Origin of the sequence: Salinicola sp. CR57 (assembly GCF_003206585.1) — a bacterium.
Lineage (GTDB): Bacteria > Pseudomonadota > Gammaproteobacteria > Pseudomonadales > Halomonadaceae > Salinicola > Salinicola lusitanus.
The window spans coordinates 52,281-69,157 of record NZ_PZJL01000005.1; the positions used below are offsets into that span (position 1 = coordinate 52,281).

Consider the following 16,877-nt stretch of genomic DNA (forward strand, 5'->3'; position numbering starts at 1 on the left):
GGTTATGATGTGAAAAATCGATTTTTTACTATGGCGTCGTATTATCGTGCAGGTCAAGCCCCTGATTGGCGAGACGCCCGGGGTCGGTGCGATAGTGAATCTTTGCCACTGAATCGGAAGGGTCGTCTTTATGGGAGCTGAAGCCGCCACCACCAACATGACGGCGAGCCAACTGTATGCAGCGCTGAAGCGCGATCTGATCGACGGTCGTTTTACCGCGGGGCAGAAGCTGGCGATCACCGTGCTCAGGCAGCGCTACGGCGTTGGTCTGAGCCCGCTACGTGAGACGTTGAATCGTCTGGCCGCCTATGGACTGCTGGAGCAGGAGAATCAGCGTGGCTTTCGGGTTCCCGCGCTCAAGCGTGCCGAACTCGACGACATCGCCGATCTGCGGCGACGTCTGGAGGGGCTTGCGCTGGCTCAGGCGCTCCAGGCGGGCGGCGACGAATGGGAAGCCGGCCTGCTGGCGGCGTTCCACCGTCTCAAGCGAGCCGACGAGACGCCGGGGCAGCTGGAACACTGGGAGCAGATGCATCTCCAGTTCCATCGCCACCTGCTCGAACCCTGCGGTTCGGCGTGGCTGCTGCGCTTCATCGAGCAGTTGCACGACCAGTTCGACCGCTATCGTCGGATGGCGCCGGCCAACGATACGATCCGGGAGACGCTCAACCTCCAGCACGGCCAACTGGTGGAGCTGGCCATGGCTCGCGATGTTCCCGCGGCTCGGGCACTGCTCGAGGAACATATCCGGCTTTCCCACGAGGTGGCACGAGGGGCTTGCCGGGAGGATCGAAACAGCCCGGGAGAGGGTGACTAGCGGTCGGGGATCATCGGGCCAGGGCCTTGCGCGCCGGGATCAGAGGCGCACGAGCGCGCCCTTGAGGCGCTGCTCCAGTCGCGTCAGCGAGAGAGTGTCGTCGGCCGGCCACGCCAGGCTGAGGCGCGCTCCCTGGCTATCGTAGTCGGCATCGGTGACGGGGATGTCGTGCTCGGCCAGCCAGCGGCGGGCTTCCGCCTCGTTGCTGAAATCGACCTGGATCGCGACCGCGCGGCGTTCGGTGAAAGCGTGCCTGGGCAGCGTGTCGAGTGCCTTGAGCACGGCCTGGGTATAGGCGCGAACCAGGCCGCCTGTGCCCAGCTTGGTGCCGCCGAAGTAGCGCGTCACCACTGCGCCGACCTGGCCCAGCCCGCTGCCCTCCAGCGCCTGGAACATGGGGCGTCCGGCTGTACCGCCCGGCTCGCCGTCGTCGGAGAAGCCGATCGCGACCTGTTCGCCGGGCGCGCCGGCGATGAAGGCGGAACAGTGGTGGCTGGCATCCGGATAGGCGAGGCGGGTCTCGGCCAGCAGGGCCTCGAAGGTGGCGTTGTCCGGGGTGTGGCAGAGCCGGCAGATGAACCGGCTCTTTTCGATCTCGAGGGCTTCGACGTGCCACTCCCCGGGGGAAAGGTCGGGAATGGGGTAGCGCATCAGGCCGCCTGAGGGGGATTGCGCATCACGCCCATGACCAGCCCCAGCACCTGCACGTCCTCGTTCTTGAGGTAGATCGGCGGCATGTTGTCGTTGGCCGGCTGCAGACGGACCCCGGACTTCTCGATGAACAGCTTCTTCAGGGTCACTTCCTGATTGTTGATCAGCACCACGGCGGTCTCGCCGTTTTCCGCCGACTCGTAACGCTCGATGATGATGACATCGCCATCGAAGATGTTGCTGTCGATCATCGAGTCGCCACGTACGCGCAGCGCATAGGTGTTGCGACGGACCAGTTTGGCCGGAACGTGAACGGTGGCGTTGTCGAGGCAGGCTTCCATCGGCAGCCCGGCCGCGACCTGGCCCAGCAGCGGTATCTCGACCAGATCGGTCGCGTCGATGGGTTCCCAGTTGCCGTCGATCAGCGGCAGGTTCGGCTGGCGCTGGAGATAGCTCGGTGCGGCGTTTGTCATCGTCTTCTCCCGAGGTGGTACCGCCATCATAGCAAGGCAAGCGGCGGCGGCAAGCCGATAACGACCCGGGACGTCACCAGGTAGCGACGTTCCTGGCCGAGTGTGGCGAGCTCTTGGGCCTTCGGTGTAGAGTGGCGCCTGCCGTGGCCGGCGCCGTCGGCGAAACCTGTCCGGATCGCGAGGTCGCATGGCGGTGAAGGTGTCACTGCGGGCCAGTCGGCTCGCCTGCGAGCGGGATGACCGCTGGCTGTTTCGAGCGCTCGACCTGCGGGTCGAGGACGGCGATATCCTGCGTATCGAGGGGGCCAATGGCAGCGGCAAGACGACGCTGCTCAAGCTGCTGACCGGGCAGTTGCCGCCGACCGAAGGGCGCATCGAGTGGCATGGCGAGCTGCTGGCCAGATCCCGCGACGCCTTTCTGTCGCAGCTTCTCTATGTCGGCCACGCCCCGGGCGTATCGGCCGCGCTCACCGCCCAGGAGAACCTCGCCTGGGCTGCTGCCATGGCTGGCGTCAGGGCGCCCGATTCCGATCTCGAACGGGCTCTCGAGGCCGTGGGGCTGGCGGGCTTCGAGGATATCCCGGCACGACAGCTCTCAGCCGGTCAGCAGCGGCGCATCGCCCTGGCGCGGCTCGAACTGATTCCCCGTCCGCTGTGGATCCTCGACGAACCCTTCACTGCCATCGATCGCGAGGGCGTCGCCTGGCTGGAGCAGCGGCTGGTCGCGCACGGTGATGCGGGAGGCGCGGTCGTCATGACCACACACCATACTTTTCACGCTAACGGTCGTGTAGACTCGCTGCTGTTGGGAGAGCCCGCATGAGCGCGAATTCGGGCGGTTCGACGACCGGGCGCGGCGAGGAAATCGGCCTGTGGGGCGGTTGCGTTGCCCAGGTTCGGCGCGAGCTGAAGATTGCGCGGCGGCGCGGCGGCGATCTGGTCAACCCGCTGATGTTTCTGGCGCTGGTGGTGGTGCTGTTCCCGCTGGGGATATCGCCCGAGCCGGACCTGCTGGCCAGCGTCGCCCCCGGATTGCTGTGGGTGGCGGCGTTGCTCGCCATGCTGCTGTCGCTGGACGGCCTGTTCCGTGGCGATTACGAGGATGGCAGTCTCGAGCAGATGCAGCTTTCACCGCTGCCACTGCCTGTGCTCTGTCTGGCCAAGGTCGTCGTTCACTGGCTGTTGACCGGGCTGCCGCTGGCACTCTGCGCGCCACTGCTCGGCGTGCTGCTGGCGCTGCCGGGGGCGGGCTATCTGGCGCTGATGCTGTCGCTCGCGCTGGGAACGGCGACGCTCAGCCTGATCGGCGCGATCGGCGCCGCCTTGACCGTCGGCTTGCCGCGCGGTGGCGTGCTGCTCTCCTTGCTGGTGCTACCGCTCTACATCCCGGTGCTGATCTTTGGTGCCGGCGCGGTGAAGGCGGCCATCGAGGGCGGGATGGCAGGGCCGGCGCTGGCATTGTTGGGGGCGCTGCTGGCGCTGGCCTTGGCCGCGGCGCCATTCGCGATAGCCGGCAGCCTGCGAATCAGTGTGAACGGCTAGCGAGATCGGCTGCAGTGGGACGAGGCTCGGCAAGGACATGGTGATATAGCGCATGTGGACGTTCGTGCACAAACTGGGCTCCCCGAAGTGGAGCTATGCGATCTGCGGCAGGCTGCAGCCCTTCTTCTGGGTCGCCGCGCTGATCCTGCTGCCGATCGGCACGGTCTGGTCGCTGGCGATATCGCCCCCCGATTACCAGATGGGTGACAGCTACCGCATTATCTATGTGCACGTGCCCTCGGCGATCCTGGCCCAGAGCGTGTTCGTCGCCATGGCCCTGGCTTCCGCGGTGTTCCTGATCTGGAAGATCAAGGTCGCCGACATGGCCGCCAGCGTGATGGCACCGTTCGGCGCGGCGATGACCGTCCTTGGCTTGTTCAGCGGTTCGCTGTGGGGCGTGCCGACCTGGGGCACCTGGTGGACCTGGGATGCGCGGCTGACCTCGATGCTGATCCAGCTGTTTCTCTACATCGGCGTGATCGCGCTGCGCGGCGCCTTTGGCCGCGGCGACCAAGGTGCCAAGGCGGTGGCGGTGCTGACGCTGGTGGGGGTGGTCAACATCCCGATCATCAAATACTCGGTGGTGTGGTGGAACACGCTGCACCAGCCGGCCACGTTCAGCCTGACCGAGCGGCCCGCGATGCCGGCCAGCATGTGGATGCCGCTACTGGTGATGGTACTGGGGTTCTACGCCTTGTTCATCGCCCTGACACTGTACCGGCTGCGCAACGAGCTGATCCGCCGCGAATCGCGGGCTCGCTGGGTACAGGTGCTGGCCGACTGACAACTCGGATCGACAGGGCGACGCCGACCCTGCCGGCATCAATCAACGGAACGTGACATGGCTTTCGATTCATTCGCCGCCTTCCTGACCATGGGCGGTTATGCCAAATACGTCTGGCCTGCCTGGGGCCTGGCGGCGCTGATCGTCGTGGGGTTCATCCTGTGGGCCAGGCTCGAGCGGCGCCAGCTCATGCAGACGCTGAAGCGACGCCAGCGCCGCGAGGCACGCCCCTCATGAGAGCCAAACGTCAACGCCGGTTGATCATCGTGGTCGGGCTGGTGGCGCTGGTCGCCATCGCGGTAGGGCTTACCCTCTACGCGCTGCGCGCCAACATCAACCTGTTCTTCACGCCATCACAGATTGCCGCCGGCGAAGCGCCCCACGGCCGCACCATGCGCCTCGGCGGCGTGGTCGAGAAAGACAGCGTCGAGCGCGAAAGCGACTCGCTGGAGGTCACGTTCCGGGTCACCGATTTCGCCAAGGACGTCGAAGTCCGCTACGACGACATCCTGCCCGACCTCTTCCGGGAGGGGCAGGGCGTGGTAGTGATCGGCCAGCTTGACGACGCTGGCGAATTCATCGCCCAGCAGGTGCTGGCCAAGCACGATGAGACTTACATGCCGCCCGAGGTCGCCGAGGCGCTGAAGGCCACCGGCAATTTGCCGGACGGCAGCGTACCGTCCTCTTGAGACGCTGCCTCGTCAAACGTTGCGAGTGACACCATGTTGATTCGAATTCTGCCCGAACTAGGACACTTCGCGCTGATTCTGGCGCTCGCCATGGCCGTGCTGCAGGCGATCGTGCCGCTATGGGGCGCCGCCACCCGGCGCCCGCTGTGGATGGCATTCGCCCAGCCCATGGCCTGGGGCCAGTTCCTCTTTCTGGTCCTGGCGTATCTCAGCCTGACCGCGAGCTTCGCGCTGGATGATTTCAGCGTCGCCTACGTCGCCAACAACTCCAACTCGCTGCTGCCGTGGTACTACAAGCTGAGTGCGGTGTGGGGCAGCCACGAGGGATCCGTACTGCTATGGGTGCTGATCCTGAGCGGCTGGAGCTTCGCTGTCAGCCTCTTCTCCCAGCGTCTGCCGCGCGACATGCTGGCTCGCGTGCTCGGGGTGATGGGCTGGATCAGCAGCGGCTTTCTGCTGTTCATTCTGCTGACGTCCAACCCGTTCGAGCGTCTGCTGCCCAACGTGCCGGCGGACGGCGCCGATCTCAATCCGCTGTTGCAGGATTTCGGTCTGATCGTGCACCCGCCGATGCTCTACATGGGGTATGTCGGTTTTTCGGTGGTGTTCGCCTTCGCCATGGCGGCGCTGCTCGGTGGCAGGCTCGACGCTGCCTGGACGCGCTGGGCGCGGCCCTGGACCAACGTCGCCTGGGCGTTTCTCACCGTGGGGATCGCGCTGGGCAGCTGGTGGGCCTACTACGAGCTGGGCTGGGGCGGCTGGTGGTTCTGGGACCCTGTCGAGAACGCCTCGCTGTTGCCGTGGCTGGCCGGCACCGCCTTGATCCATTCGCTGGCGGTGACGGAAAAGCGCGGCACCTTCAAGAACTGGACGGTGCTGCTGGCGATCTTCACCTTCTCGCTGTCGCTGCTGGGCACCTTCCTGGTGCGCTCGGGGGTGTTGACCTCGGTCCACGCCTTCGCCAACGACCCCTCTCGCGGGACGTTCATCCTGGCGCTTCTCGGCGTCACCGTGGGCCTGTCGCTGGCGATCTTCGCGCTGCGTGCTCCCCGGGTTCAATCCCTTGCGGGCTTTGGCTGGCTGTCGCGGGACTCGCTGCTGCTGATCAACAATATTCTGCTGGTGGTGATGACCGTCACCGTGCTGCTCGGCACGATCTATCCGCTGCTGCTGGATGCGCTGGGCCTGGGCAAGATCAGCGTGGGGCCGCCCTATTTCAACGCGCTGTTCGTGCCGCTGACGGCGCTGCTCTGCCTGTTCATGGGGCTCGGGCCGCTGGCACGCTGGAAGCGCATGCCGGGCCGGGAGCTCGCCCGGCGCCTGGGGGGAGCGGCCATCGTCGCGGTGGTGGTCGCTGCAGTTTTGCCGCTTCTCTACGGAGGAAGCTTCAGTCTCGGGGTCACGCTGGGCTTGCTGCTGGCGCTGTGGCTGGCGCTGTCGTTGGCGCGGGATATCTTTGATAAAACCCGCCGCGGTCGGCTGGGCGGTCTGAAGAAGCTGACGCTGGCCTACTGGGGCATGGTGCTGGGACATCTGGGGCTGGCGGTGACCATCGTCGGCGTGGCGATGGTGTCGCACTACAACGTCGAGCGGAACGTGCGGCTGGCGCCGGGGCAGAGCGTCGAGGTGGGCGGATATCAGTTCGCGATGACCGACTTTCGGGAGCGACGCGGCCCCAACTACACCGCGGATACCGCCACCATCGAGGTGACCCGGCCCGGACGCGCGAGTTTCACGATGCAGCCCGAGAAGCGCTTCTATGTCGCCAGCGGCATGCCTATGACCGATGTCGCGCTGCGTCCGGGGCTGTTCAGCGACCTCTACGTGGCGCTGGGGGAGAGGCTCGACAATGGCGACTGGTCGCTGCGGATTCAGCTCAAACCGTTCGTGCGCTGGCTGTGGCTGGGGGCCCTGATGATGGCGGCGGGCGGTATTCTTGCCGTCATCGATCGTCGCTATCGCCGGATGCCGAGGCGCTCCGCGGCCTTGCGCACGCACGAATCGATCCCGCCCGGCACCGGGGCGAGGGCGGGGATCTCATGAAACGTCGCCTGCTGCTGTTGATACCGTTGCTGCTGTTCGCCGTGCTGGTGGTATTCCTCTATCGCGGCTTGGCCAAGGATCCCTCGGCGCGGGATTCGGCGCTGCTGGCCAGAGAGTTCCCGGCGTTCAACCTGGCCACGCTGGATGATCCCGCTCGCACGCTGGACCGTTCCCTGCTCGAAGGGCAGGTGACCCTGGTCAATGTCTGGGGAGAGTGGTGCCCGACCTGCAAGCAGGAGATGCCGCAGTTGCTGGAACTGGCCGATCGCGGCGTGCGTTTGGTCGGTGTCGACTACAAGGACACGCGCGAGAACGGATTGCAGTTCCTGGACGAGTTCGGCGACCCGTTCGAGGTCTCGCTGTTCGACCCGGAAGGCACGCTCGGTTTCGATCTTGGCGTCTACGGCGCGCCGGAGAGTTTTCTGGTCGATGCCGATGGCGTCATCCGTTACCACCATACCGGCTATATCACGCCTCAGGATGTCGAGAACGTGATCCTCCCCGAGGTGAAAAAATGGCAGCCATGACTCGTCGACTCCTGCTGATCTGCCTGCTGCCGATCGTCATCCTGGCGGGTACTACGGCTCTCGCGGCCATCGAAGTGCAGGATTTCGACGACCCCGCCTTGATGCAGCGCTACGAGGATCTGACCACCCGGCTGCGCTGCCCCAAGTGCCAGAACGAATCGATCGGCGCCTCGAACTCGCCGATCGCTGCGGACATGCGCGCGCGTGTCGCCGCGCTGCTGCGCGATGGCCAGAGCGATCGGCAGATCGAGAACGCCATGGTCAGTCGCTTCGGCGATTACGCTCTCTACGATCCGCGGCTGGATGCGCGCACCTGGCTTCTGTGGGGCTTGCCCTTCGGCCTGGTGGCGATCGGCGCCGGCGTGGTGGCCGGCTTTGTCTTGCGCCGGCGTCGGCTGGAGGGCCGCGAATCGGGCAGCGCCGGACTCGATGAACACGAGAGACGACGGCTCGAGTCGCTGATCTCGCGTCACGACACCGGCTCGCACGGCCGCCGCAATGACGGGGAAGCCCCATGATTCCATTATGGACAGGTATCGTCGCGCTGCTGTTGCTGAGCCTGTGGCTGCTGTGGCTGCCGCTCCGTCGCGCCGCCGGTTTGCGTGACGCGCTGATGACGTTCGAGGCCGACGATCGTAACAATGCCGAGAACCTGGCGATCTATCGCCAACGGTTGGCCGCGCTGGAAGCGGCGCTGGCGGAGGGCGAGATCGACCGGGGGCGCTTCGCCGAGGACCGCCTGGAACTCGACCGGCGGCTTCTAGAGGATGCCGGCAGCACCGGTCGACGGCCGCTGCGACGCGTCCAGGCCGGCCGTTGGCTGCTGCCGGTCGTGGCCGTCGTGGTGATCGCCGGCACGCTGCTGTTCTACGATCAGACCGGCGATCGTCGCGATCTGGCGCTCTATCAGGTCATCCAGTCGCTGACCCATGCGCCGCCGGAGACGCGTCTTGCCGCCCTGGAAGCCGAGGCTCGGCGCCAGGACGACAACCCCAAGGCGTGGGCCGAGCTGTTTCCGCGCTATCGCGACAGCGGGCAGTTCGACAAGGCGATCATGACGCTCGAACGACTGATCGCGCTGCAGGGACGCCAGCCGGCGCTGCTCGCCCAGCTGGCGCAGATGAAGTTCTTCGCCGCTCACCGCACGCTGACCGGTGAGGTCCAGGCGCTGGTCGACGAGACGCTGAAGCTCGATCCGCGCCAGCCGACGGTGCTCGGCATGCTCGGCATCGATGCCTTCGATCACGCCCGCTACCCGCAGGCGATCGACTACTGGCGCCGCGCCATGGCCGGCTATCAGGATGCCGAGTCGGGTCAGGCGTTGCGCAAGGTGATCGCCGTTGCCCAGCAGCGCCTGGCCGCGACCCGGGAAACGCCTGCCGAGACGCTGGGTGCGACACCGGACGAAACGTCGGCAGCGGGGCCGACGTCGGCTGCTGCCGCAGCGGGGCAACCCTCGCTGCAGGTCGACCTGACGTTGTCGCCATCGTTGCAGGGGCGGCTACCGGCCGATACCCCGGTCTTCCTGGTGGCGCGAGACGTCGATGGCAACCGGCCGCCGCTGGCGATCGCACAGACGACGCTGGGCGCCTTGCCACGGACGTTGACGCTGAGCGACGCCCAGGCGATGACCGCCGACGCACGCCTCTCCCAGGCCGCACGCGTCGATCTGGTGGCGCGCGTCTCGGCGACCGGCCAGGCAACCCCGCAATCCGGTGATCTGTATGGCCGGCTCGACGGCGTCGAGGTGGCCGGTTCGGCGACGTTGGCGCTGGATATCGATCACGCAGTGCCTTAGGCTCTGCCGAAACCCGTGGCGGGTTGCCTTCGTCGGCGATCCGCCACCCACTCGGTTTTCGGAGCTTTCTTTCCCGCATGCGCCTCAAGTCCATCAAGCTGGCCGGCTTCAAGTCGTTCGTCGATCCGGTCACGGTGCCGTTCGACAGCAACATGACCGCCATCGTCGGACCCAACGGCTGCGGCAAGTCCAACGTCATCGATGCAGTGCGCTGGGTGATGGGGGAGTCCTCCGCCAAGACCCTGCGCGGCGAATCGATGACCGATGTCATCTTCAATGGCTCCACCGGTCGCTCTCCCATCGGTCAGGCCTCCATCGAACTGGTCTTCGACAATCGCGATGGCGAACTCGGCGGCGCCTACGCCGGATACAACGAGATCGCGGTCAAGCGTCTGGTGACCCGCGAGGCGCAATCCAGCTATTTCCTCAATGGCCAGAAATGCCGTCGGCGCGATATTGCCGATATCTTCCTCGGCACCGGCCTCGGGCCGCGCTCCTACGCGATCATCGGCCAGGGCATGATCTCCCGGCTCGTCGAAGCCCGCCCGGAAGAGCTGCGCAATACGCTGGAGGAAGCGGCGGGGATCTCGAAGTACAAGGAGCGTCGACGGGAGACCGAAAACCGCCTGCGGCGGACCCAGGAGAATCTCGAGCGGCTCGACGACATTCGCGAGGAGCTCGACAAGCAGCTCGAGCGGCTCAAGCGCCAGGCGGAGGCCGCCAAGCGCTATCGCACACTGAAAGCCGAGGAGCATCGCCTGCGCGGCGAGCTGGCGGTGCTGCGCGAACGTGCCCTGCGCAGCCAGCAGCGCGAGGAAGAAACCCGCGTTCGCGACTGCGAGATCCAGGTCGAGCGCGAGATTCTCGGCCAGCGCCAGTGCGAGACGCGGCTGGCGGAGGGCCGGGAAACCCACGACGCCGTGGCCGCCGAGCTGGAATCTCACCAGGCTGCGTTCTACCAGACCGGCGCAGACATTGCCCGGTTGGAGCAGTCGCTCGAGCACGCCCGGCAGCGGCAGCAGCAGCTCTCCGGTGACCTGGAGAGTGCGCAGCGGGAGCGGGACGCCCTGGCCCAGCTGATCGCCCAGGACGAGGAGCGCCGTGGCGAGTGGGACATCCGGCTCGAGACGCTGCTCCCCGAGATCGAGATGGCCGACGAGGCGCTGCTGACGCTGGAGATGCAGCTCGAGGAGGCCGAGAACTCGGCGCAGGCGTGCCAGCAGCAGTGGGAGGCGTTCAGCGAGCAGGATCGTGATGCCCGCCACCGGGCCGAGCGCGAGCAGGAGAGTATCCAGCGTCTTGAGCGTCATCTCGAGGAGCTGACCCGCGAGTTGGAGCGCCGCCGGCAGCAGCGATCGGAACTGCCGGACGTCGACGACCTCGACAATGAGAAAGCCTCGCTGCAGGAAGCGCTGGCCGTGCTGGACGAGGGGCAGCAGACGTTGGAGATTCGCCGCGAGGAGCGCCAGGGCTCTCGGGAGCGTGCCCGCGCAGGCCAGGCCGAGGCACAGGCGGCCAGGGACAAAGAGCGCGAGCGCCAGCACCGCTGCCAGGGCGAGGTGGCGTCGCTCGAGGCGCTGATCGAGGCGGCACTCAACGATGGCGACGCCAGCCTGGCCGAACACCTTGCCGATCACCCGCTGGGGAGGGCGCCACGAGTCGCCGAGAGTCTGGAGGTAACGGCCGGCTGGGAGCGCACCGTCGCCTGGGTACTCGGGCCCTGGCTGAAGGCGCGCCTGGCCGAGCCGGAATCCGCCCGTGAGCCGCTGGCGTCACTGGCGAGCGGGGAGCTGCCGGTGGTGTCGCTCCAGGCCACGGCGAGTGCGCCCGACGAATCGCTGGGTGCCCGGGTCAAGGGGGCCGGGGCGCTGGCGACACTGCTGGCGACGATTCACTGCGCCGACGACACGACAGCCGCGTGGCGGATGGCGGCCGATCTTGGCCCGGGTCGGAGCGTGATCACCCGTGACGGTCTGTGGCTGGGGCATGGCTGGGCCCGACGACTCGGTCGCGACGACGCCAACGCGGATAGCGTGCTGCTGCAGCGGCAACGCCGCGACGTACTGGTCGAGGAGCTCGCCGCGCTCGACGCCACCCTGGTCGAGCGCGATTCGCAGATCGCCCGGTGGCAGGCCGAGATCGATGGCTGCGAGGCGGCGCTGGAATCGCTGCACCATGAGGAGCGGGAGCTGGCCGACCAGCGTCAGACGCAGTCGACCCGGCTGGCAGCGTTGGATAGCCGGCTCGAGCATGTCGCTTCCCGGCTGCGGGAGTTCGAAGCGGAGCAGGCGCAGAGCCAGGAGCGCCACGCGACCCAGCGGCTGGAGCTCGAAGCCGCACGGGAGCGTTGGCAGCAGGCGCTTGACCGGGTCGAAGCCAACGGCGCCGAGCGTGAAGTGCTGCAGACGGCGCGGGAGCAGAGCCAGGCGCGTCTGGGGGAGTTGCGTCAGCAGCAGCGGCAGACACATCAGACCCAGCAGCAACTGGCGCTCGAACGCCAGCGTCTCGAGGCGCAGCGCGGCGAGCTTCAGCAGCAGGTCGAGCGCAGCCGCGACCAGCTCTCCCGTCTCGACGAACGCTGCGAGTGGCTTCGTGAGCAGCGAGAGACGCTCCACGAACCCGGCGAGGATCAGCGTGAACGCCTGGAGCGGTTGCTCGAGACGCGGTCCCAGCAGGAGTCCACGCTCGACCGCTGCCGGGAGCGGGCCAACCAGATCGGCGAGACGCTACGCCAGGCCGAGATCGAGCGTCAGCAGCACGAGCGTAATCTCGAAGGGCTCCGCCAGCGGCTGCAGGAAGCGCGAATGCAGGTTCAGGCCTTGACGCTCAAGGCCGATGCCCAACGGGAGACGCTGGCGGAGCAGCAGCAGGATGAGCAGACGCTGCAGGAGAACCTCGATCTCAATGCCACGGAATCGGCCTGGCAGACCCGCCTGGAGGAGACCGGCGAGCGCATCCGCCGCCTCGGAGCGATCAACCTGGCGGCGATCGAGGAGTACGAGCAGCAGAGCGAGCGGCGCGACTATCTCGAGGCCCAGCACGCCGAACTGAGCGAGGCGATCGAGACACTGGAGCGCGCGATCAAGCGCATCGATCAGGAGACCAGGACCCGATTCAAGCAGACTTTCGAGGAAGTGAATCGTGGCCTGATGGCACTTTTTCCCAGAGTCTTCGGTGGCGGGGCCGCGTGGTTGACCCTCACGGGGGAGGATTTGCTGGAGACGGGGGTGGCGATCATGGCACGGCCGCCGGGCAAGAAAAACAGCACCATTCATTTGCTGTCCGGGGGAGAAAAAGCGCTGACGGCGCTGTCTTTGGTATTCGCCATCTTCCAGCTCAATCCGGCCCCTTTTTGCATGCTCGACGAGGTAGACGCTCCCCTCGACGATGCGAACGTGGGGCGTTACGCGAAACTGGTCAAGGAAATGTCCGAGAGCGTGCAGTTCATCTTCATCACCCATAACAAAATCGCGATGGAAGCCGCCGAACGGTTGATGGGAGTCACGATGCAGGAGCCGGGCGTCTCGCGTCTGGTATCCGTGGGTGTGGATGAAGCGGCGTCGATGGCGGAGGCGTCCTGAAGTTGGCAAAAATAGCCAAACCGGCTAACGGCGTAATAGGATGTTCGACATCGAAGGGAATTGAAGGGTGATTGCTGATGGGCAAAACTTTGCTTGACAAAGAAAAAAAGTAGCCCATTTTTGACAAATCACGCTATGCTAGTGCCGACATGCCGAATGCATGTTGTCCTCTTCCAGCATAGTGGCACCGCGAACAGGCAAGACGACCCATGGAACTAAGAGAGTGGCTGATCATCCTGGGGCTGGTTTTGGTGGCGACCATCGTGATCGATGGCTTCCGTCGCCTGCAGCGCCAACGTCGAGTTCCACGCCTAGATCAGGCGATGGGAGATAATGGAGTCGACGACGGATCCGAGGCGGATCCGGAACAGGCGGCCCGCGAGGCCGAGGTCAACTGGGAATTGCCCAATGGAGGGGCACGTGTCCTGCGTCCGGCGACGTTCGAGCGCAGCGGCGACGGTTCGGAACCGGTCAGACCCACCGAGCCCAAGCGACAGGAGCGGATCCCGGAAGAGAAGCTGCAGAGCAGCATTCTCGACCGAGGTGCGCGGTCGTCGTTCGCCGACATGCAGCACAACGTCACGAACAATGTGAAGAGCGCCGTTCGCGCGGGTGCCAAGCGCGTCAGCGAATCCGCCCAGCGCCTGAGTCACAAGCGTGAGGATGCTCGGCGCGAGACCGAGGAGAGCCGCGCGAGAACATCGGCGCGGCATGAAGAGCCTCGCCTGGGGGGGGATGAAGTCGCCGGTGCCGAGACGCCCGACCGCCTGCAGATCACGGCGCTGGTGCCGCCCGGCGATGGTCAGTTTGGCGTTGCTCGGATGGCCGAGGAACCCGAGGCGCCCCAGCAGCAGCAGGATCGTTCGCGGACCGCTGCCGTGCGTGGAGAGGACGAACTTGCCTCGGTGCCGATGGAAGAGGTCGAAGAGGCGCCACGCAACGACGTGGTGACTCAACATCCCGCCGTCGAACGTGCCAAGCGCCACCATGTGAGCGCGGCGCGGGCCAGGGAAACTCTGGCGCACTCCGAGGAGATCATCGTCATCAGCGTGCTGGCGAGAACGGAAGCGGGCTTCGACGGTGCCGATCTGCTCAACCTGATGCTGGCCTGCGGTCTGCGCTTCAGCGAAATGGGTATCTTCCATCGCTACGAAACCGAAGCCGACGATAGCGAACTTCAGTTCTCGATGGTCAACGTCGTCAAGCCGGGGGTGTTCGACCTGGATAGCATGCAGGAGATCGTGACGCCGGGCGTGACCTTCCTGATGCCGCTCCCGGGTGCCAACGATACGGCCGCGGCCTTCGAGGCGATGCTGGAGACGGCGATGGTGCTGGTACGCAACCTGGGCGGCGAGCTGAAGGACGAGAACCACAGCGTGATGACCGCGCAGACGATCGAGTTCGCGCGCCAGCGAGTGCAGGAGTTCGAGCGGCGCCATCGACTGCATCGCTATCAGGCCAACTGACGCAGCCTGATACCTAACGCGGTAGCGGTATCGACGACGGGGCCTTCGGGCCCCGTCGTCGTTTCCGGCGTTCGCTGATGGGCGCCACTGCGGCAGCCGCGGCGGGCTTCCGCTACAATGCGTGTCACTTTTTTGAGCAGCGATCGAACCGAGCGCCATGAGCCAGATTCCCCCAGCGGTCCGCGAGCGGGCCAGTGCCCTGCGCCAGCAGTTGGATGACGCCAACTACCATTACTACGTCGAGGATTCGCCGCAGATCACCGACGCCGAATACGACAAGCTGCTGCGCGAGCTGCAGTCGCTGGAAGCCGATCATCCCGGCTTGGTCACGCCGGATTCCCCGACCCAGCGCGTCGGTGCGGCGCCTGCCGATCACTTCCGGGAAATCACCCACGCGGTGCCGATGCTGTCGCTCGACAACGCCTTCAATCAGGGTGAGCTGAGAGCCTTCGTCAAGCGCGCGGCCGACAAGCTCGAGCAGGATCCCGAATCGCTGGCGTTCTGCTGCGAACCCAAGCTCGACGGTCTGGCCGTGTCGCTGGTCTACGAGGACGGCCAACTGGTTCAGGGCGCGACGCGTGGCGACGGCCGTACCGGCGAGGATGTCACCCTCAATCTGCGCACGATTCACTCCATACCGCTAAAGCTACGCGGCAAGTCGGTGCCGTCGCTGATCGAAGTGCGTGGCGAGGTCTACATGCGTCACTCCGGCTTCGAGGCGATGAACGAGCGGGCGCGCGAAAGGGGCGACAAGGTCTTCGCCAATCCGCGCAACGCGGCCGCCGGTAGCCTCCGCCAACTGGACTCATCGATCGCGGCCCAGCGCCCGCTGGAGTTCTGCGCCTACCAGGTAGCGCGACTGGAGGGCGACGATGACGCCCAGTCCCATTCCGACTACCTGAAGCGCCTGCGGGCACTGGGCTTTCGAACCAGCCCGCTGCTGGACGTGGTGGAAGGCGCCAGCGGCGTCGTCGAATTCTGCGAGTCGCTGGGCGAGCGTCGCGAAGGGCTCGATTACGACATCGACGGTGCCGTGCTAAAGGTCGATGACCTGCGCGCGCAGCGCGAGCTGGGATTCGTCTCCCGCGCGCCACGCTGGGCCATTGCGTTCAAGTACCCCGCGCAGGAGCAGACCACGACGCTCAACGACGTGGCCTTCCAGGTCGGCCGGGTCGGTACGCTGACGCCGGTCGCCAAGCTTGAGCCAGTGCAGGTCGCCGGCGTCACCGTCTCCAACGCCACCCTGCACAACATGGACGAGATCGAACGTCTCGGCGTGCGTATCGGCGATACGGTGATCGTGCGCCGTGCCGGCGACGTGATCCCGCAGATCGTCGGGGTCGTCGAATCGCAGCGTCCGACTACGACCCGTGCCATCGAGATGCCCGCCGCGTGTCCGGTCTGTGGCTCGCAGATCGAACGGCTCGAGGGCGAGGTTGCCGCGCGCTGTTCCGGTGGGCTGTTCTGCCCGGCGCAGCGCAAGGAGGCACTCAAGCACTTCGCTAGCCGCCGCGCGCTGGATATCGATGGCCTGGGCGAGAAGCTGATCGACCTGCTGGTCGAGCGGGACTGGGTCAAGACGCCGGCCGATCTGTTCCGACTGCAGGCCGAGCGGCTGTCGGAGTTGCCCCGGTTGGCGGAGAAGTCCGCCAACAATCTGATCGCCTCGCTCGATGCTGCCAAGCGTACGACCCTGGCCAGGTTCGTCTACGCGATCGGGATTCGCGAAGTGGGCGAGGCGACCGCGGCAAGCCTGGCGCGTCACTTCGGCTCGCTGCAGGCGTTGCGCGACGCTTCGCTGGAAGCCTTGAAGGCGGTCGACGATGTCGGGCCGGTGGTGGCCCATCACATCCACACCTTTTTCCAGCAGCCCCATAACCAGGAGACGCTGGACGATCTGCGGGCGGTCGGCGTCAGTTGGGATGAGGTCGAGGTGGCCGAGCGTCCGCAGCCGCTGGTGGGACAGACCTGGGTGCTGACCGGTAGTCTAGAGAGCATGACTCGGGACGAAGGCAAGGAGCGCCTGCAGGCGCTGGGCGCCAAGGTCGCCGGCAGCGTCTCCAAGAAGACCGCGACCGTGGTCGCCGGGCCCGGCGCCGGCAGCAAGCTGACCAAGGCCGAGGAACTGGAGGTCGAGGTGATCGACGAGGCGACGTTCATCGGGCGGCTGGAAGCGTGGGAGGCAGGCGCATGAGCGGACGCTTTATCGAGATCCCCCATCGCATGCTGCCGGCGGAGACGCTGGACGCACTGCTGGAGACGTTCGTCACCCGGCAGGGCTACGACACCACCGAAGTGGCGACGGACATGCACGACTGGGTGCGTGACCTCAAGCGACAGCTGGAGCGAGGCGAGCTACTGATCGTCCACGACCTGCAGACCGAGAGCACCGAGGTGATGACCCTGGCTCAGTGGCGCAGTTTCGGTCGTGACCTCGCCGACGACGAGGAAGAGGGCTAAGCGTTCATCGACAGGTGGTTGGCACTCAGCGAAACGGCGCCCCCGT

General features: G+C 66.1%; 16 protein-coding genes. 14 read left to right on the plus strand and 2 right to left on the minus strand.

Annotated features, from left to right (window positions below; genetic code table 11):
* The first annotated feature begins 130 nt into the window (after positions 1-130).
* Positions 131-817: an FCD domain-containing protein gene (locus DOM56_RS06850; RefSeq protein WP_110708105.1), complete on the plus strand. Its 687-nt coding sequence runs from the start codon at positions 131-133 to the stop codon at positions 815-817.
* 39 nt (positions 818-856) lie between these two features.
* On the opposite strand, the gene DOM56_RS06855 is transcribed toward DOM56_RS06850, so the two are convergent.
* Together DOM56_RS06855 and DOM56_RS06860 are read right to left on the minus strand one after the other, a co-directional pair.
* Positions 857-1,468, minus strand: a complete 612-nt coding sequence (locus DOM56_RS06855) for a YigZ family protein (protein WP_110708106.1) — start codon at positions 1,466-1,468, stop codon at positions 857-859.
* On the minus strand, positions 1,468-1,941 hold the full coding sequence (locus tag DOM56_RS06860; RefSeq protein WP_110598881.1) for a LexA family transcriptional regulator: 474 nt from the start codon (positions 1,939-1,941) through the stop codon (positions 1,468-1,470). Before DOM56_RS06860 ends, DOM56_RS06855 begins: the two co-directional genes overlap by 1 nt.
* A gap of 193 nt (positions 1,942-2,134) precedes the next feature.
* On the opposite strand from DOM56_RS06860, the gene ccmA reads away from it, so the two are divergent.
* The 13 genes from ccmA to DOM56_RS06925 all read left to right on the plus strand — a co-directional run bounded on the left by ccmA (position 2,135) and on the right by DOM56_RS06925 (position 16,831).
* Complete coding sequence (gene ccmA, locus DOM56_RS06865) at positions 2,135-2,764, plus strand: cytochrome c biogenesis heme-transporting ATPase CcmA (RefSeq protein WP_110708624.1); 630 nt, start codon at positions 2,135-2,137, stop codon at positions 2,762-2,764.
* The gene (ccmB, locus tag DOM56_RS06870) at positions 2,761-3,483 is read left to right on the plus strand and encodes a heme exporter protein CcmB (RefSeq protein ID WP_110708107.1); all 723 of its coding nucleotides are present in this window, start codon (positions 2,761-2,763) and stop codon (positions 3,481-3,483) included. The genes ccmA and ccmB overlap by 4 nt, the downstream gene beginning before the upstream one ends.
* A 52-nt stretch (positions 3,484-3,535) precedes the next feature.
* The gene (locus DOM56_RS06875; protein WP_110708108.1) at positions 3,536-4,267 is read left to right on the plus strand and encodes a heme ABC transporter permease; all 732 of its coding nucleotides are present in this window, start codon (positions 3,536-3,538) and stop codon (positions 4,265-4,267) included.
* A gap of 57 nt (positions 4,268-4,324) precedes the next feature.
* Positions 4,325-4,504 carry a heme exporter protein CcmD gene (gene ccmD / locus DOM56_RS06880; protein WP_110598876.1) on the plus strand — a complete coding sequence of 60 codons (180 nt, stop codon included), beginning with the start codon at positions 4,325-4,327 and terminating at the stop codon, positions 4,502-4,504.
* Positions 4,501-4,956, plus strand: a complete 456-nt coding sequence (gene ccmE, locus DOM56_RS06885; protein ID WP_110708109.1) for a cytochrome c maturation protein CcmE — start codon at positions 4,501-4,503, stop codon at positions 4,954-4,956. The genes ccmD and ccmE overlap by 4 nt, the downstream gene beginning before the upstream one ends.
* A gap of 33 nt (positions 4,957-4,989) precedes the next feature.
* Positions 4,990-6,999 carry a heme lyase CcmF/NrfE family subunit gene (locus DOM56_RS06890; protein ID WP_110708110.1) on the plus strand — a complete coding sequence of 670 codons (2,010 nt, stop codon included), beginning with the start codon at positions 4,990-4,992 and terminating at the stop codon, positions 6,997-6,999.
* The gene (locus DOM56_RS06895; RefSeq protein ID WP_110708111.1) at positions 6,996-7,526 is read left to right on the plus strand and encodes a DsbE family thiol:disulfide interchange protein; all 531 of its coding nucleotides are present in this window, start codon (positions 6,996-6,998) and stop codon (positions 7,524-7,526) included. Before DOM56_RS06890 ends, DOM56_RS06895 begins: the two co-directional genes overlap by 4 nt.
* Entirely contained in the window at positions 7,523-8,044 is a 522-nt protein-coding gene (locus tag DOM56_RS06900) for a cytochrome c-type biogenesis protein (RefSeq protein ID WP_232822212.1), read from the plus strand. The genes DOM56_RS06895 and DOM56_RS06900 overlap by 4 nt, the downstream gene beginning before the upstream one ends.
* Positions 8,041-9,324 carry a c-type cytochrome biogenesis protein CcmI gene (gene ccmI, locus DOM56_RS06905; RefSeq protein ID WP_110708113.1) on the plus strand — a complete coding sequence of 428 codons (1,284 nt, stop codon included), beginning with the start codon at positions 8,041-8,043 and terminating at the stop codon, positions 9,322-9,324. The genes DOM56_RS06900 and ccmI overlap by 4 nt, the downstream gene beginning before the upstream one ends.
* Positions 9,325-9,401: 77 nt before the next feature.
* Positions 9,402-12,905 (plus strand): chromosome segregation protein SMC, encoded by a 3,504-nt coding sequence (gene smc / locus DOM56_RS06910; protein ID WP_110708114.1) that lies wholly within the window; start codon positions 9,402-9,404, stop codon positions 12,903-12,905.
* A 209-nt stretch (positions 12,906-13,114) separates the two neighbouring features.
* Entirely contained in the window at positions 13,115-14,371 is a 1,257-nt protein-coding gene (gene zipA, locus DOM56_RS06915) for a cell division protein ZipA (RefSeq protein WP_110708115.1), read from the plus strand.
* 157 nt (positions 14,372-14,528) lie between these two features.
* Positions 14,529-16,565, plus strand: a complete 2,037-nt coding sequence (ligA, locus tag DOM56_RS06920; protein ID WP_110708116.1) for an NAD-dependent DNA ligase LigA — start codon at positions 14,529-14,531, stop codon at positions 16,563-16,565.
* Complete coding sequence (locus DOM56_RS06925; protein WP_110708117.1) at positions 16,562-16,831, plus strand: YheU family protein; 270 nt, start codon at positions 16,562-16,564, stop codon at positions 16,829-16,831. Before ligA ends, DOM56_RS06925 begins: the two co-directional genes overlap by 4 nt.
* The last annotated feature ends 46 nt before the right edge of the window (positions 16,832-16,877 follow it).

Coding starts and splice junctions, on each gene's coding strand:
- DOM56_RS06855 (WP_110708106.1), bottom strand. CDS start 1,468: ATGCGCTACCCCATTCCCGACCTTTCCCCCGGGGAGTGGCACGTCGAA.
- ccmB (WP_110708107.1), top strand. CDS start 2,761: ATGAGCGCGAATTCGGGCGGTTCGACGACCGGGCGCGGCGAGGAAATC.
- smc (WP_110708114.1), top strand. CDS start 9,402: ATGCGCCTCAAGTCCATCAAGCTGGCCGGCTTCAAGTCGTTCGTCGAT.
- zipA (WP_110708115.1), top strand. CDS start 13,115: ATGGAACTAAGAGAGTGGCTGATCATCCTGGGGCTGGTTTTGGTGGCG.
- DOM56_RS06875 (WP_110708108.1), top strand. CDS start 3,536: ATGTGGACGTTCGTGCACAAACTGGGCTCCCCGAAGTGGAGCTATGCG.
- DOM56_RS06850 (WP_110708105.1), top strand. CDS start 131: ATGGGAGCTGAAGCCGCCACCACCAACATGACGGCGAGCCAACTGTAT.
- DOM56_RS06890 (WP_110708110.1), top strand. CDS start 4,990: ATGTTGATTCGAATTCTGCCCGAACTAGGACACTTCGCGCTGATTCTG.
- ccmD (WP_110598876.1), top strand. CDS start 4,325: ATGGCTTTCGATTCATTCGCCGCCTTCCTGACCATGGGCGGTTATGCC.
- DOM56_RS06900 (WP_232822212.1), top strand. CDS start 7,523: ATGACTCGTCGACTCCTGCTGATCTGCCTGCTGCCGATCGTCATCCTG.
- DOM56_RS06860 (WP_110598881.1), bottom strand. CDS start 1,941: ATGACAAACGCCGCACCGAGCTATCTCCAGCGCCAGCCGAACCTGCCG.
- ligA (WP_110708116.1), top strand. CDS start 14,529: ATGAGCCAGATTCCCCCAGCGGTCCGCGAGCGGGCCAGTGCCCTGCGC.
- DOM56_RS06895 (WP_110708111.1), top strand. CDS start 6,996: ATGAAACGTCGCCTGCTGCTGTTGATACCGTTGCTGCTGTTCGCCGTG.
- DOM56_RS06925 (WP_110708117.1), top strand. CDS start 16,562: ATGAGCGGACGCTTTATCGAGATCCCCCATCGCATGCTGCCGGCGGAG.
- ccmE (WP_110708109.1), top strand. CDS start 4,501: ATGAGAGCCAAACGTCAACGCCGGTTGATCATCGTGGTCGGGCTGGTG.
- ccmI (WP_110708113.1), top strand. CDS start 8,041: ATGATTCCATTATGGACAGGTATCGTCGCGCTGCTGTTGCTGAGCCTG.